This is a genomic window from Cytobacillus sp. Bac17, assembly GCF_024519925.1.
GTDB lineage: Bacteria > Bacillota > Bacilli > Bacillales > Cytobacillaceae > Cytobacillus > Cytobacillus pseudoceanisediminis.
The window spans coordinates 1-14548 of the sequence record NZ_JALJRC010000059.1; the positions used below are offsets into that span (position 1 = coordinate 1).

A 14548-nucleotide genomic window follows, 5' to 3' on the forward strand; every position below is an offset into this window, starting at 1 on the left:
TGTCGATGCAGGCGATGCTTACTTTCGCTGCCATGAATTTGAAGAAAATGGCCAACTGGACTTGGCAAGGTCCAGAAATGGCCTAAATGATAACCTCGGAGAGGTCTGCAATTCTCTGTAATTACTTGAAGTCCTACAAAAAATGAAAAAAAGAGTTCGGAATGAGACTATTCCGAACTCTTTTTGTCTACAAACTGAAGCATATCAATTACAAATTGATATGCTAATTTATATACTATTTACAAAGTTTCTTCACACAAACAGAACTAATTATCATGATGCGTCAGTCATTTTTCTTTTATTTCATAAACGGTTTCATGTTTGATTTCTTCGGATCAATGGTGAAGCGGTAAATCGGCAATTCCTGCCCAACTTCAGAAAGGACGTAGCCGAAGGTCGTATAACTGTCTACTGATTCAGGCTCAAGCGACAGGGAAAGCAGATTTGTTTGAGGCTGTGCGGTCAGAAATACATAAGTTCCTTTCGGGAAGGTGATGTCCTTCTTAGTCACCTCAGTCTCAACCTCAACAAGCTCCCTGTGTTCATAATTCCCTGCCGGTTCCTTAGAAGTTACTGTAAAGGCTTCAGCTGGAAGGCTGACATTTTTCGGAAGTCTAAAGCCCTTTAAACCTTGATCCATTAATTTTTCAGCGATTTCCTCATGACCTGGCTTTATTAAATAGGCGGTAGGTCTATCCCTTACCAATGTTGGTTCTGCATCAGTAGCACTTAAGTATTTAACTGGGATATCCTGAACAGTGCCCGTTGCTATGTCTACCATTTCCAGTGTTTCATTCTCCAGTTCTTTATTTTCGCTATCAATGATTATTGGATCATTGTCATTTGGCATTAAGCCTTTTTTGATAAGATTAAGTCTTTCTAATGCTACTAGATTTTTAATTTGTCTTGCATGATTGGCCGTTTGCTTAAGAATGCTTTCATGAGTGGCAATTTGGGCGTTCACTCTGCGCGCAAAATCTTCACGGCCGATGCCAATGCCTCTGCTTTCTACGAGGAAGGAGAATGCTGGCTGAAGTCCGAATGAATTCCGGCCAATTCTTGGCTCAGTGGAACCCTCGATAATTTCAATTTCACCTTGGTCATCCAGGCCTGCTGTATAGTAAATTTCTGCGGAAATACCATTATTCTCAAGCTCTTCCATGGCAGGCTCGACAAATAAACTGTCAGATGCTTGACGGATTTTTTCAGGGATATTGAGGTTCCGGCCAGACTGGATCAGAATATCGTGGTACTTCAAAGCGCCCTGTTCACCAACTTGATTAAAAGCACTGCTGTAAACAGAATATTCATGAGCATCAATCACCACTTCAGGTGAATATTTATTGAATTCTTCATGAATGGCCTGTACTTCTGGAGATTCAAGTTTTATATGATCACGGTTTCCATCCAGCCCATCGGCCAGCTGTCTTTTAAAATCATAAGAGCCATCAGGATTTACCCTTGGAATAACGATCACATTGATATCGTCCAAAATCTCCTTGCCCAATTCACCGGCAAGTCTGTTGGCCAAGGCCAGGATAGATTCACCGCTGGCAGGCTCGTTGCCATGGATCTGGCTCTGAACCCATACAATCGGCTTTTTTGATAAATAGCCCGACCTAATATGCTTATCCTTTGTGAAATAAAGTGCAGGTATTTCACGGCCTTCTTGAGAGGTTCCGATTGTTTTAACAGTTAGGTAAGGACTTTTAGCTTTGAGCTGTTTTATGTAGGCCATCATTTCTTCTTGAGAAGTAAAAGCATCACCGTCCCTTGAAAAGGCAGGAGTGTTGTCTATCACCTCAATTTCAGGAAAGAGGTGTCTTACTTGTTCAGGCTGGCTGTATGATTTCCCGTAATAGGGAGTTTCTGCCTGAACTGCAGGTGCAGCCAATAATGCAGCAGACAGGAGTACAGGAATAGTGCGTTTTTTTACTAGTTTTTTCATCGGCTAATTTCCTCCTCTTCTAATTTCAAATCAATAATAGATGAAGAATGTTTAAGTGTCAAAAAATTTTGAATAGTATAAATTGAGGAGTTTAATGGATGAATTGTTTAAAAAGAAGGAATTGTAGGTGCTTAGTTCTAATATTATTCGGAAAACGAAATAGAATGGCAGGTAACTAGCGAAAATTCCCTAGCTTTTACTCGATAAAAACAGTGCTTTGGCTGGGAGTGGAAAACAATAAAATTATAAATTTTCTGAAAATAAGTTGAATTTTTTCCGAGATTGTTTATACTAAATTTGTAACATACCGACCGGTCAGTAAGTGAAGGAGGGATGGAATTTGGATTTTTCTTACTCATCAAAAGTACAGGAGCTCATAAGGAAATTAAATGTGTTTATGGAAGAAAACGTTTATCCGAACGAAACTCTGTATGAACAGCAATTGAATGAACAGAAAAGCCGCTGGAATGCTATTCCGCCCATTATGGAAGAGTTGAAACGCAAGGCGAAAGATGCTGGGCTATGGAACCTATTTTTACCGGAAAGCGAGTATGGGGCTGGTCTCACGAACGTGGACTATGCTCCACTTTGCGAAATTATGGGGCGTTCCATGATTGCACCGGAGATTTTCAATTGCAATGCACCTGATACCGGAAACATGGAAGTGCTCGCAAGATATGGCACCGATCAGCAAAAGAGTGATTGGCTGCAGCCTCTTTTAGAAGGGGAAATACGATCTTGTTTTTCAATGACAGAGCCGGATGTTGCCTCTTCTGATGCTACAAATATTGAAGCACGGATTGAAAGGCAAGGTACGGAGTATGTCATTAATGGTCGGAAGTGGTGGTCCTCAGGGGCGGGAGATCCGAGATGCAGGATAGCGATCGTCATGGGAAAAACCGATCCAGCAGCCAGCCGACATGAACAGCAATCTATGATTCTTGTTCCACTTGATACGCCAGGAGTAAAAATAGAGAGGATGCTTCCGGTGTTTGGCTATGATCACGCTCCCCATGGTCATGCTGAAATTACATACGACAATGTCAGAGTTCCCGCTGAAAATATGATTTGGGGTGAAGGGAAAGGATTTGCCATTGCGCAGGGAAGGCTTGGCCCAGGACGCATCCATCATTGCATGAGGCTAATAGGGGCAGCAGAGCGTGCTCTTGAAGAACTATGTAAGCGTGTACAAAATCGCGTCGCCTTTGGAAAACCGCTCTCTAATCAGGGAGTCATCCAGGAATGGATTGCGGATTCCCGAATTGAAATTGAGCAGGCAAGACTATTAACGCTTAAAGCGGCCCATATGATGGATACAGCCGGAAATAAAGCGGCGAAAACAGAGATTGCTATGATCAAAGTCGTGGCTCCATCCATGGCACTTAAGGTAATTGACCGGGCGATTCAGGCTTTTGGCGCAGCAGGAGTCTCTGACGATGTTCCGCTTGCGGCCTTGTGGGCAAATGCCAGGACGTTGAGGCTGGCAGACGGGCCAGATGAGGTCCATCGGGCACAGATTGCTAAGCTTGAGTTGAAAAAATACCAATAGGGAAAGCGGGGAGCCATATGAACGTAATGGATTTATTTGACCTAACCGGGAAAACGGCACTGATTACTGGAGGAGGCCGAGGGCTCGGTGCCCAGATTGCGGAAGGCTTTGCCGAGGCAGGGGCGAATATCGTTCTTTGTTCAAGAAAGGTGGAGGCATGTCAGGAAACAGCTGATCGTCTCGCCAAACTTGGCGTGAAAACTTTAGCTCTATCCTGCGACATAAGCAAACCCGAGGACGTCCATAAAGTGGTCGAAGGAACGGTTAAGGAATTTGGAAGCATTGATATTCTTGTCAATAACAGCGGTGCCACCTGGGGAGCACCTGCCGAAGAAATGCCGCTTGAAGCCTGGCATAAAGTTATCAATGTGAATGTGACAGGGACGTTTTTAATGAGCCAGGCTGCAGGTAAGATCATGATTGAGCAAAAGTCCGGAAAAATCATTAATATTGCCTCTGTTGCCGGACTCGGCGGTACTGATCCCCGGGTGATGGATACGATCGGATATAACACAAGCAAAGGCGCTGTTATTACGATGACAAAGGATCTGGCTGTAAAATGGGGCAGGTATGGCATCAATGTGAATGCCATAGCCCCAGGGTTTTTCCCTACTAAAATGTCAGCAGCGATTATTGAGCATGGGAAAAATCCAATTCTGGAGGCGACACCTCTCAGACGCTTTGGTTCTGCTGACGATTTGAAAGGCGCCGCTTTGTTCCTGGCTTCCAATGCTTCAAATTATGTGACGGGAGACGTATTAATTGTCGATGGCGGAACACATGCAATGTAAAAACGGCAAATTTTGGAGGGATTAATAATGAGAAAGAAGAAAACCTGGCATGCCCACTATCCTGAATCAATTGCAGCCGATGTTAGCATTCCCAGCAAGTCGATGCCTGAGATGCTGCAGGAAGTGACAGCGATGTATCCGCAGAATACAGCTTTATCTTTTTATGGCCGAAAAATGATTTATGCGGAACTTCAAAAAGCCGTCTATGGATTTGCTGCATCACTGCAGAAAAATGGTGTCCAAAAAGGCGGCCGTGTTGCCATCATGCTGCCCAATTGCCCGCAATATGTAATTGCGTATTATGGCACCCTTGCAGCGGGAGCGATCGTTACTCAAGTAAACCCGATGCTGGTTGAGCGCGAGATAGAGTATATTATGAATGATTCGGGTGCTGAGACACTTATCGTCTTTGATGCGTTATATCCACGCGTAAAAGGAGTACAGAGCAAAACGAAATTAAGTAATATAATTGTTGTCAGTCTCCAGCAATCAAATGCAGATTTTTCTCCTGATAAAACCTTTGATGGTTTTTTACATGAAGGCAAAGGACAATTCACCCCGGTAAACATTGAGCCTGAACAGGAAATAGCCGTCCTTCAATATACGGGCGGTACAACCGGCCGATCTAAAGGAGCCATGCTGACACATTACAATGTTCTCGCAAATGTGGTTCAGTCCTATGAATTTTTTAAAGAAAGAACCAAAATAGGCGGGGAAAAATTCTTAACCGTCATTCCGCTGTTCCACGTTTTTGGAATGACTGCCTGCATGAACTTTGCCATTTATACCGCCAATGAATCTATTTTATTGCCTCGCTTTGATTTGGAGGAAGTGCTTAATACGATTAAAAATGAGCAGCCTTCTGTATTTCCGGGTGTTCCAACCATGTATGTGGCTATCACCAATCATCCGCGTGCAGAGGAATATGGCATTGACAGCATTGAAACCTGCAATAGCGGAAGCGCGCCAATGCCTGTCGAACTGCTTCGCGATTTTGAACAAAAGACAGGAGCCAAAATACTCGAAGGCTATGGTTTATCCGAAGCTTCCCCAGTAACCCACTGCAATCCTCCTTTTTCAGAACGAAAGCCTGGAAGTGTCGGAATTGGTTTTCCTTCAACTGATTATAAAGTAGTCGATTTGGCCACAGGAACAGAAGAAGTTCCGAATGGAGAACTCGGAGAGGTCATCATCAAGGGACCGCAGATCATGAGAGGATATTGGAATATGCCTGAGGAGACGGCCGTCACATTACGGGATGGATGGCTCTACACAGGTGATATTGCAAGAATGGATGATGACGGTTTCCTTTATATTGTCGACCGTAAAAAAGACCTGATTATTGCAAGCGGATATAATATATATCCTCGCGATATCGAAGAAGTGCTCTATGAGCATCCTGCAGTTCAGGAGGCAGTAGTCATTGGTGTCCCGGATGCGTACCGGGGTGAAACAGTAAAAGCTTTCATCGTACTGAAAGCTGGCAAATCGTCAAGCGAAAAAGATATCATTTCATATTGCAAGCAGAACCTGGCTGCCTATAAAATTCCATCGGCCGTAGAATTCCGCCAGGAGCTTCCAAAGACAAATGTCGGAAAAATCCTTCGCCGGGCTTTGCGGGATGAGGTCCGGAGCCACTGATTTTTATGATATAATTCTGTCGATATTTTCTAACAGAAGCGGGGACTAACATTGAAAGAAAAAATTACTGAAAAGAGCATCCGGCTATTTGATCAGAAAGGCTTCAGCGAGACATCAATACAGGATATTGTCGACAGTATTGGTGTGACGAAAGGGACGTTTTATTACTATTTTTCCAGCAAAGAAGAACTTTTGATGGACATCCATCTTCGCTACATTGATGACATGCTGGACAATCAGCACGAAATCCTCGGGGATGATTCAAAATCCAGCAAAGAAAAACTCTTTGCGATTGTCCAAATGCTGCTCAGCAATATCAAAACACAGGGAGCCAGCGCGAAAGTCTTTTTTAGAGAAATGCGCAACCTCAGTGACGAAAGTTTATCGGAAATCATTCCGAAAAGAGATCAGTTCAGGCTGAATATCGAAAAATTAATAGAAGAAGGCAAACAGAACGGAGAGTTCCGTGCGAATCTCAACTCTCCGATTATTGCCTTTGGCATCCTGGGCGTCACTAACTGGAGCTATCAGTGGTTCAATCCGGATGGATCTATTTCTGACCGGGAAGTGGCGGAGATATTTACGGAAATGATTTTAAAAGGAATTGAGATATAGATATCCGCGAATTCCATTTTTCATCGTAAGAGAGGCAGTCTTACAGCCTCTCTTACTGTCAACATACCTACTGGTCAGTATGAGGAGGAGAAAAGATGAATGTAAATGATATTAAGCAAATTACGGTTATCGGTGCCGGGCAGATGGGCCACCAGATCGGAATGCTTTGTGCGCTTGGAGGATTTGAAACAATTATCCAGGATTTGAACGAAAACGCATTGCAGGATGCTGAGGCAAAGCTTCAAACGATTATGTCTAAATGGGTCTCCAAGGGGAAACTTGCCGAAGATGCTAAAGCTTCTGCATTTAATAAGCTGCGCTTTTCCACCAGCCTTGAAGAAAGTGTAAGGAATTCCGGCTTGATTATTGAAGCAGTAACCGAAAAACTTGATGTAAAAAAGGAGGTCTTCAGCAAGCTGGAGCAGTATGCTGATCCACATGCCATTTTTGCGACCAATAGTTCAACAATCGTGAATAGTCTAATAGCTGGTAAAACGGAGCGGCCAGAAAAAGTTGTTAATATGCATTTCTTCTTCCCGCCTCTCGTTATGGATTGTGTGGAAGTAGTAATGAGTGAACAGACATCTGAAGAAACCGCCCAAATAGCTATGGAAGTCTGTAAAAAAATCAATAGGACAGCCGTCCTTTTGAAAAAGGAAATTTCCGGATTCGTAGCAAACCGCATTCTCGGTGCGCTCCAAAAAGAGGCAGTGGCTCTGTTTGAACAGGGAATTGCAGACTATAAAGATATTGATGTCATCTGCCGGAAAGCATTGAATCACCCAATTGGCCCTTTTGAGCTTATGGATTTATCCGGACTCGATGTCGCCTATTATGTAATGGATCAGCGTTATCGGGAGACGGGAGATCCTGCCGATAAACCGTTTGCCTGTGTTGCTGAAAAAGTGGAAAAGGGAGAATTAGGCAGAAAGACAGGCAAGGGGTGGTACGAATATCATTCGAGTAAGATTAAGAGTTAAGGGGTGGCACCATGCACGAAATGCAGGTAACAGTGAGGTTTTGCGAGACTGATGCACTTGGCCATATCAACAATACCAGTTATTTTATATATCTTGAAGAAGCGCGTGTAAAGTATTTCGAGACACTCGGCTACAGCATGGATGTGAAAAATTGGAGCTTTAGCCTGGCCTCCACTAAGTGCGACTTTCTAAGCCAGGGGTATTTTAACCAAATCCTTACGGTAAAAACGTGGGTATCAAGAATCGGCAGGAAAAGCTTTCAGCTGAACCATGAAATTGTCTGTAGCCAGACGGGCGGTCTCATTGCCAAAGGGAGCGCCATCATCGTCTATTTTGATTTCAGCAAACAGGAGAGTGCTGTCATACCTGATCTTCTTCGCGAAGGTCTTAACCAAAATTCGGAACTTAAACTTAAAGAAACTGAATTTTCGTTTAAAAAGGAGGAGTTACATGCCCCAGCAAATGAGCCAGGATACCATTCCTGTGAGAAAAGGGGAACAATTAAATACAGCTGCACTGGAAAAATTCCTGCGGAGCGAGATTGGGAACCTTCCAAATGAACCACTCGAGATTCTGCAGTTTTCCACTGGCCACTCCAACCTGACATATCAGCTGAAAATGGGAGAATGGAAAGCTGTGCTCCGCAGGCCTCCGCTTGGACCTGTTGCACCGAAAGCTCACGACATGGAGAGGGAATTCAGAGTGATTTCTGAGATCAGCCCCTTTTTCAAGGAAGCTCCGAAGCCGCTTCTTTTCACATATAATAAAGAAATTGCCGGTGCAGCTTTTTTCATTATGGAAAGAAGGCATGGAATTGTTTTAGATACCTCATTCCCTGAAGGAGTTGCACCAGACGAGGGAGTTTGCAGAGGGCTGTCTCAAATTATGGTTGATAAACTTGCCGAACTTCATTCCATTAACTATAAAAGGACAGGTTTAGCTGAAATCAGCAATCCTGATGGATTTATGGAAAGGCAGGTGCATGGCTGGATTGGCCGGTATGAACGGGCCAAGACGGAGGAAGTTTCTGAGGCGGATACATTGAAAAAGTGGCTGACCAATCATATCCCAGTAAGTCCGGAACCTTCCATCATCCATTATGATTACAAACTGAACAATGCAATGTTTAATGAAAATTTGACAGAAATGGCAGGCCTGTTTGACTGGGAGATGGCAACTGTTGGCGATCCGCTGGCAGACCTTGGTGCAGCGATGAGCTATTGGATTCAGGGGGATGATCCAGATCTGCTGAAGTTTGGCTTAGGCAAACCGCCAGTAACTGTTCTAAACGGCTTTTACTCGCGCAGAGAATTTATGAAGGCATATGCTAAAAAGACTGGCCGAGATCTCAGCAGCATGAATTTTTATTTAACATTTGCTTACTTCAAGCTCGCCGTCATTTGCCAGCAAATCTATTATCGCTACAAGAAAGGCCAAACAGGCGATGCTCGTTTTTCACAATTCCATACATTTGTTAAAGTGCTCCTGAAACATGCTGTAAAGGCTGCAAACGAGAAAAACTGAGATGAAAAAAGTTCATGTGATTTTAAAGAAAGAGGATATTTCAGAAGAGAAATTAAGAGAAAGCAGTAAAGTGGCTGTCGTTTTGGATATTCTTCTCGCGACCACGACGATTACTGCAGCTCTTTCAGAAGGAGCTGCAGAAGTCATCCCTGTATTGGATGTTACGGAAGGGATGACTGTTACAGCAGGCATGAAGCCGGAGACATTTGTCCTTGCCGGCGAGATTCATGGGAAGCCGATTGAAGGATGCGTGTATCCCATTCCGAGCCGCATCCGTGAAGTGATAGATGGCAGGAAACTGATCCTGACAACAACAAATGGAACGGTAGCTTTAAGAAAATCAGCCTGTGCCTCAAAAGTCTATATCAGCTCGCTATTAAACAATCGGGCAGTTGCAGAATCCGTAAAGGGAGAAGCTGAGACAGTCATCGTTGTATGCTCAGGAAATTCGGGGGAACTCAGTTTGGAGGACTTTTACGGTGCAGGGCACTTTATCGATTGCTTAACCGATCATGATCAATGGAATATGACTGATTCTGCAAAAGCTGCTTTGCATTTTTACCGGGGTGCATCAGGAAGCGCATTTGACATTCTGTCATCATCCAGGGTAGGCAGGCTTTTTGCCCGGCACGGGCTGGCAGAAGATTTAGAGTTCGCATCACAGATTGACATGGAAGCGATTGTTCCCATTCTGAAAAATGGCAGAGCGGTTCCATCAGACCGCTTTAGAAGGAGAGTGAATCCGTAAATGGAAGAAGTAAAAACAGCTAATCGCGGTGCGGGTTTTTTGTTCACAAAGCTTATTCCTGAAACACTATACACACCAGAAGATTTTACAGATGAGCATATCTTGATTGGCAGAACCGCTAAACAATTTGCTGAAAAAATGGTACAGCCTGAAAAGGACCGGATTGAAAACCAGGACTTTGAGCTGGTTACGGATTTGCTGAGGAAGGCGGGGGGACTTGGCTTGCTTGCACATAGCATCCCTGAAAAATACGGCGGTCTGGGCCTGGATAAAATCAGTAAGGGGATTGTCGGTGAAAGCATTGCCTCAACAGGCGGTTATGGGGTAGCCCACTCCAACCATACCTGTATTGCGACCCTCCCTATTACTTACTTTGGGACACCGGAGCAGAAAGAAAAATATTTGCCGAAGCTTGCTTCTGGGGAGTACATTGGGGCTTACTGCCTGACAGAACCGAACGCAGGTTCAGATGCACTTTCCTCCCAGACAACAGCTGTTCTGAATCAGGAAGGAACACATTATATCTTAAATGGCACCAAAATTTATATTACTAACGCTGTATTTTCAGATACGTTTATTGTTTACGCTAAAGTGGATGGCCAGCATTTTACCGCGTTTATCGTTGAGCGCGATACACCAGGGCTTTCCCTTGGTCCGGAAGAAAATAAGATGGGCATCAAAGGATCTTCAACAAGATCGGTCATTTTTGAAGATTGTCCTGTGCCAGCCAATCAGTTGCTTGGCGAAGTGGGCAAAGGCCATATTATTGCTCTGAACGTCCTGAATCTGGGCCGCTTCAATTTAGGTTCTGCCTGCATGGGGGCATCCAAAACCGGATTGAAGAAAGCTATACAATTCACAGGGGAAAGAAAGCAATTTGGAAAATCCATTGGTGATTTTCCAGCTACCAAGGAAAAAATCGCAAAAATGGCAGGTAGAATTTACGCTGCTGAATCACTGCAGTATCGTACTGCAAACCTGCTGGAAGAATCATTAGCAGACTTATACGATTCATCTGATTTAAAACTTATTGGAAAAAGAATGAGCGAATATGCCACAGAATGTGCGATCTGCAAGGTGTTTGGATCGGAAACGCTCGACTATGCGGCAGATGAAGTACTGCAGCTTCATGGCGGAGCAGGATTCATCAAGGAATACGGAGTGGAACAAATGTATCGTGATTCCCGCATTAACCGTATTTTTGAGGGAACAAATGAGATTAATAGACTGCTGATTCCTACACACCTTTTCCGTAAAGCATTGAAGGGTGATATCGATTTAGCCGCAAGAGTGGAGGAGGCTGTTGTTCAGTTGAGCAAACCTGAACCAATCGGCCAGGGCATTTTTGAGAAAGAAAGAGCAGCGGTTGATACGATGAGAAACCTATTCCTGTTAAACGCCGGACTCGCTTACGAAGCATTTGGCAGCTCACTTGCTCATGAACAGGAAGCACTTATGAAGCTCGCCGATCTGGCCATTGCCCTTTATGCTTCAGAATCGGCTGTCTATCGTACTTATAAAGCTATTCAGGAAAATGGTGAAGAAAAAGAAGAATTGAAGATTCTTCAGACAAGAACGTTTATCGAAGGTGCGATATGGGATGCAGAAAGACTATCCCGTCAGCTTGTGTCAGAATTGGCTTCTGAAGGGAAAAGAGATCAGTTGATCGGATTAGTCATCCGAGAATGCGGCAGGTTCAGTTCCTTTGGGAAGGAAAGTGCGAGAAACAGAAGGATCGCTGAGCTTGTATATGATAAAGGCGAGTATTGCTGCTAGATATATAGAGAAGGAGTGTTTTAAAATGAAAGCCATCCAATTCAAAGAGTATGGAGGACCTGAAGTCCTTAACTTAATCGAGGTTGACCGGCCTCAGCCGACAGGACGTGAAGTATTAATTGAGGTTCATGCCATTGGGGTGAACTATGCAGATACCGCAAGAAGAGAAGGGCAATACGTCGTGCCGACACCTCTGCCGTTCATTCCTGGTGCTGAAGTGGCAGGTGTTGTCGCTGCAGCAGGTGAAGATGCGAAAATTCCTGTTGGCACAAGAGTGGTTACGTTAATTGAATCAGGCGGCTACTCGGAGTATTTATTAGCTGATGAAAGAGGGCTGATTCCCCTGCCGGAAGGATTGGATTTCAACCTGGCTGCTGCTCTGCCTCTGCAGGGCTTGAGTGCCTATCATATACTAAAAACGATGGGCAGACTTGAAGCGGGTGAAAGCGTCCTTGTCCATGCAGCGGCAGGCGGTGTAGGAACACTTGCTGTTCAGCTCGCAAAATTATTCGGTGCAGGTACCGTCATCGCCACTGCCAGCACCGATGAAAAACTTCAGCTTGCGAAAGAAATGGGTGCGGATGTTCTCGTAAACTACACAAAAGAAGGCTGGGAAAATGAAGTGCTGGAAGCAACAGGCGGAAAAGGTGTGAATGTTGCACTCGAAATGGCAGGCGGGGAAATTTTTAATAAAACTCTGAAATGCCTTGCCACCTTTGGCCGCCTTGTCATATATGGTGTGGCAAGCGGGGAGCAAAGCCGGTTTTATCCGTCATCCCTAATGGGTCGGAACCAATCAGTCATCGGATTTTTCCTTCCGCAGATTATGAGAAAACCCGAACTGCTGCAGCCGAGTATGAAGGAATTATTGACATATGCAGCTGCAGGAAAGCTGAAGCTGACAATTGGGGAAATCCATCCTCTGGAGGATGCTGCCAAGGTACATGAGCGGATGCAGTCGAGGCAAACAAAAGGAAAGCTTATTCTTGTACCTGCAAGATAATCGGAAGCCTGCCATTTACCATGTGGCAGGCTCTTTTTCTATTAAACTGACAGGAATATAGGGATTTATATAGAACATAAATAGTAGAGCTGATCCTATTTTTGATGAGGGTGATTTATATGGAAAAGGACGAGGTAAAGAAAAAGGTACAAAATACTTTCGGTAAAAATGCAGAAAAATATGTGACAAGCAAAATTCATGGAGATGCGGCTGAGCTTAATCAGCTCGTTCAAACTCTGAATCCGCAGAAAGATTGGGTGGTGCTGGATATCGCCACAGGAGGAGGGCATGTGGCCAAAAGTCTGGCACCTTTTGTTTCCCAGGTCTTCGCTGCTGATTTGACAAAAGAAATGCTGGCCAATACTGCACGCCATCTGGAAAGCTTTAAAAATATCTGGTATGTCCTCGCGGATGCTGAAGATTTGCCATTTCTGGATAAGTACTTTGATGCCGTAACCTGCCGGATAGCCCCCCATCATTTTCCCAATCCGGAAAAGTTCATTTCGGAAGCCGGGAGGGTATTAAAACCAGGCGGTCATTTCCTGTTGATCGATAACGTATCACCTGAAGAAAAAGAGCTGGCTGGCTTTATGAACACTGTTGAGAAATTGCGGGATGACAGTCATTGCCGGTGTTTGTCGACAGGAGAGTGGAGAAAGCTATTTGCTGCTTCAGGGCTGCATGAAACGAACTCGAAGAGCAGAAAGAAAATATTTGAATTCCCGTCCTGGGTAAGGCGGACAGCCGAAAGTGACGAACAGATTAAGTCAGTCGAAGATTATATTTTGCAGGCTGATCGAACTGCTGCAGATTACTTTCAAATCAAATTTCATGATGGCAGGGTGCAATCCTTTAAAGTGGATGAATGGATGGCACTTTGCGTGAAACAATAGGAGGAAATGGTGATGGATTTAAACCTGAAAAATAAAAAAGCGCTAGTAGTGGCTTCAAGCCAGGGACTAGGTAAAGCAATTGCGGCACAGCTTGCACAGGAAGGCGCCAATGTGATGATTACAAGCAGGGATGAAGCAAAACTGCAAGCTGTTCAAAAGGAATTCCGTGACCAATATAATGTTGATGTTGAGTATCACCGTGCAGATGTTACCAATCCGGAAGATATCAAACAGTTAGTCAAATATACAGCTGAAACACTTGGCGGAATCGATATTTTGATCAATAATGCCGGGGGACCTCCCGGGGGAACGTTTGAATCCCTGACAGATGAAGATTGGGAAAAAGCGTTTCAATTAAATCTATTAAGCCATGTAAGGCTGATCCGGGAGGCGCTTCCCGAATTAAAGAAAAATGGCGGCAGGATTATTAATATTGCTTCTTCAAGCATTAAACAGCCGATACCAGGCCTTCTGCTTTCGAATACATTCCGTTTGGGCATTGTCGGAATGACCAAAACACTCTCTGAGGAATTGGCAGCTTATAATATCTTAATCAATACAGTAGCTCCGGGAAGGATTGCGACAGACAGGGTTGATTACCTGGATCAGCATAACGCGGACCGGCAAAACATCTCCAAAGAAGAAGTTACAGAAAGAGCCAAAAGCAATATCCCGCTGCGCAGATATGGAACCCCGGCAGAGTTTGCGAACGTCGTAACTTTCCTGGCTTCCGACGCAAGCAGCTATGTGACGGGAAGCTCCATTTTGGTCGATGGCGGGATGGTGAAAGCATTATAGCAGGTTTTTTTGTTCGTGCAGCTAGTGTGAGAGTCCGAACCCGGACTAACTTCGGACAGAGAAATCGAAAAACCTGTTGTGGGAGTCCAAACCTGGGCCAACTTCGGACAGAGAAATCGAAAAAGCCGGAGAGAGAGTCCGAACCTGGGCCAACTTGGGACAGAGAAATCGAAAAACCCGTAGTGAGAGTCCGAACCTGGGCCAACTTCGGACAGAGAAATCGAAAAACCCGGAGTGAGAGTCCGAACCCGGTACAACTTCGGACAGAGAAATCGAAAAACC

Annotated in this window: 12 protein-coding genes and 1 pseudogene; 12 read left to right on the forward strand and 1 reads right to left on the reverse strand. The window is 44.5% G+C overall.

Translation table 11 applies throughout. The features are described 5' to 3' along the window. Nucleotides 1-298: 298 nt before the first annotated feature. The gene (locus NR125_RS28575; protein WP_071156103.1) at nt 299-1948 is read right to left on the reverse strand and encodes a M14 family metallopeptidase; all 1650 of its coding nucleotides are present in this window, start codon (nt 1946-1948) and stop codon (nt 299-301) included. Between the two features lie 340 nt (nt 1949-2288). Here NR125_RS28575 and NR125_RS28580 point away from each other — a divergent pair, with 340 nt between their 5' ends. The 12 genes and pseudogenes from NR125_RS28580 to NR125_RS28635 all read left to right on the forward strand — a co-directional run bounded on the left by NR125_RS28580 (nt 2289) and on the right by NR125_RS28635 (nt 14266). Next, nucleotides 2289-3497, forward strand: coding sequence for an acyl-CoA dehydrogenase (locus tag NR125_RS28580; protein ID WP_009334361.1), 1209 nt, complete (start codon nt 2289-2291; stop codon nt 3495-3497). A 17-nt stretch (nt 3498-3514) separates the two neighbouring features. Beyond that, nucleotides 3515-4288: an SDR family oxidoreductase gene (locus tag NR125_RS28585; protein WP_009334362.1), complete on the forward strand. Its 774-nt coding sequence runs from the start codon at nt 3515-3517 to the stop codon at nt 4286-4288. A 27-nt stretch (nt 4289-4315) separates the two neighbouring features. Continuing rightward, entirely contained in the window at nt 4316-5929 is a 1614-nt protein-coding gene (locus NR125_RS28590) for a long-chain-fatty-acid--CoA ligase (protein WP_256816740.1), read from the forward strand. 51 nt (nt 5930-5980) lie between these two features. After that, the gene (locus NR125_RS28595; protein WP_009334364.1) at nt 5981-6544 is read left to right on the forward strand and encodes a TetR/AcrR family transcriptional regulator; all 564 of its coding nucleotides are present in this window, start codon (nt 5981-5983) and stop codon (nt 6542-6544) included. A gap of 95 nt (nt 6545-6639) precedes the next feature. Continuing rightward, on the forward strand, nt 6640-7524 hold the full coding sequence (locus tag NR125_RS28600) for a 3-hydroxyacyl-CoA dehydrogenase family protein (protein WP_009334365.1): 885 nt from the start codon (nt 6640-6642) through the stop codon (nt 7522-7524). A gap of 11 nt (nt 7525-7535) precedes the next feature. After that, nucleotides 7536-7913: pseudogene (locus NR125_RS28605) on the forward strand (acyl-CoA thioesterase); the annotation flags it as partial. A gap of 61 nt (nt 7914-7974) precedes the next feature. Further along, nucleotides 7975-9048, forward strand: a complete 1074-nt coding sequence (locus NR125_RS28610; protein WP_256816743.1) for a phosphotransferase family protein — start codon at nt 7975-7977, stop codon at nt 9046-9048. 1 nt (nt 9049) lies between these two features. After that, entirely contained in the window at nt 9050-9796 is a 747-nt protein-coding gene (locus tag NR125_RS28615) for a 2-phosphosulfolactate phosphatase (RefSeq protein ID WP_009334367.1), read from the forward strand. Beyond that, nucleotides 9797-11572 (forward strand): acyl-CoA dehydrogenase family protein, encoded by a 1776-nt coding sequence (locus NR125_RS28620; protein ID WP_256816746.1) that lies wholly within the window; start codon nt 9797-9799, stop codon nt 11570-11572. It begins immediately after the preceding gene. Nucleotides 11573-11597: 25 nt separating this feature from the next. Continuing rightward, nucleotides 11598-12575 (forward strand): quinone oxidoreductase family protein, encoded by a 978-nt coding sequence (locus NR125_RS28625; protein WP_071156095.1) that lies wholly within the window; start codon nt 11598-11600, stop codon nt 12573-12575. A 119-nt stretch (nt 12576-12694) separates the two neighbouring features. Then, nucleotides 12695-13468 (forward strand): class I SAM-dependent methyltransferase, encoded by a 774-nt coding sequence (locus NR125_RS28630; RefSeq protein WP_071156093.1) that lies wholly within the window; start codon nt 12695-12697, stop codon nt 13466-13468. A gap of 12 nt (nt 13469-13480) precedes the next feature. Continuing rightward, nucleotides 13481-14266: an SDR family oxidoreductase gene (locus NR125_RS28635; protein WP_071156091.1), complete on the forward strand. Its 786-nt coding sequence runs from the start codon at nt 13481-13483 to the stop codon at nt 14264-14266. The last annotated feature ends 282 nt before the right edge of the window (nt 14267-14548 follow it).

Bases quoted from the DNA above. Each gene is read 5' to 3' on its own strand.
- NR125_RS28600 (WP_009334365.1), top strand. From the start codon at position 6,640: ATGAATGTAAATGATATTAAGCAAATTACGGTTATCGGTGCCGGGCAG.
- NR125_RS28610 (WP_256816743.1), top strand. From the start codon at position 7,975: ATGCCCCAGCAAATGAGCCAGGATACCATTCCTGTGAGAAAAGGGGAA.
- NR125_RS28615 (WP_009334367.1), top strand. From the start codon at position 9,050: ATGAAAAAAGTTCATGTGATTTTAAAGAAAGAGGATATTTCAGAAGAG.
- NR125_RS28585 (WP_009334362.1), top strand. From the start codon at position 3,515: ATGAACGTAATGGATTTATTTGACCTAACCGGGAAAACGGCACTGATT.
- NR125_RS28575 (WP_071156103.1), bottom strand. From the start codon at position 1,948: ATGAAAAAACTAGTAAAAAAACGCACTATTCCTGTACTCCTGTCTGCT.
- NR125_RS28630 (WP_071156093.1), top strand. From the start codon at position 12,695: ATGGAAAAGGACGAGGTAAAGAAAAAGGTACAAAATACTTTCGGTAAA.
- NR125_RS28620 (WP_256816746.1), top strand. From the start codon at position 9,797: ATGGAAGAAGTAAAAACAGCTAATCGCGGTGCGGGTTTTTTGTTCACA.
- NR125_RS28625 (WP_071156095.1), top strand. From the start codon at position 11,598: ATGAAAGCCATCCAATTCAAAGAGTATGGAGGACCTGAAGTCCTTAAC.
- NR125_RS28635 (WP_071156091.1), top strand. From the start codon at position 13,481: ATGGATTTAAACCTGAAAAATAAAAAAGCGCTAGTAGTGGCTTCAAGC.
- NR125_RS28590 (WP_256816740.1), top strand. From the start codon at position 4,316: ATGAGAAAGAAGAAAACCTGGCATGCCCACTATCCTGAATCAATTGCA.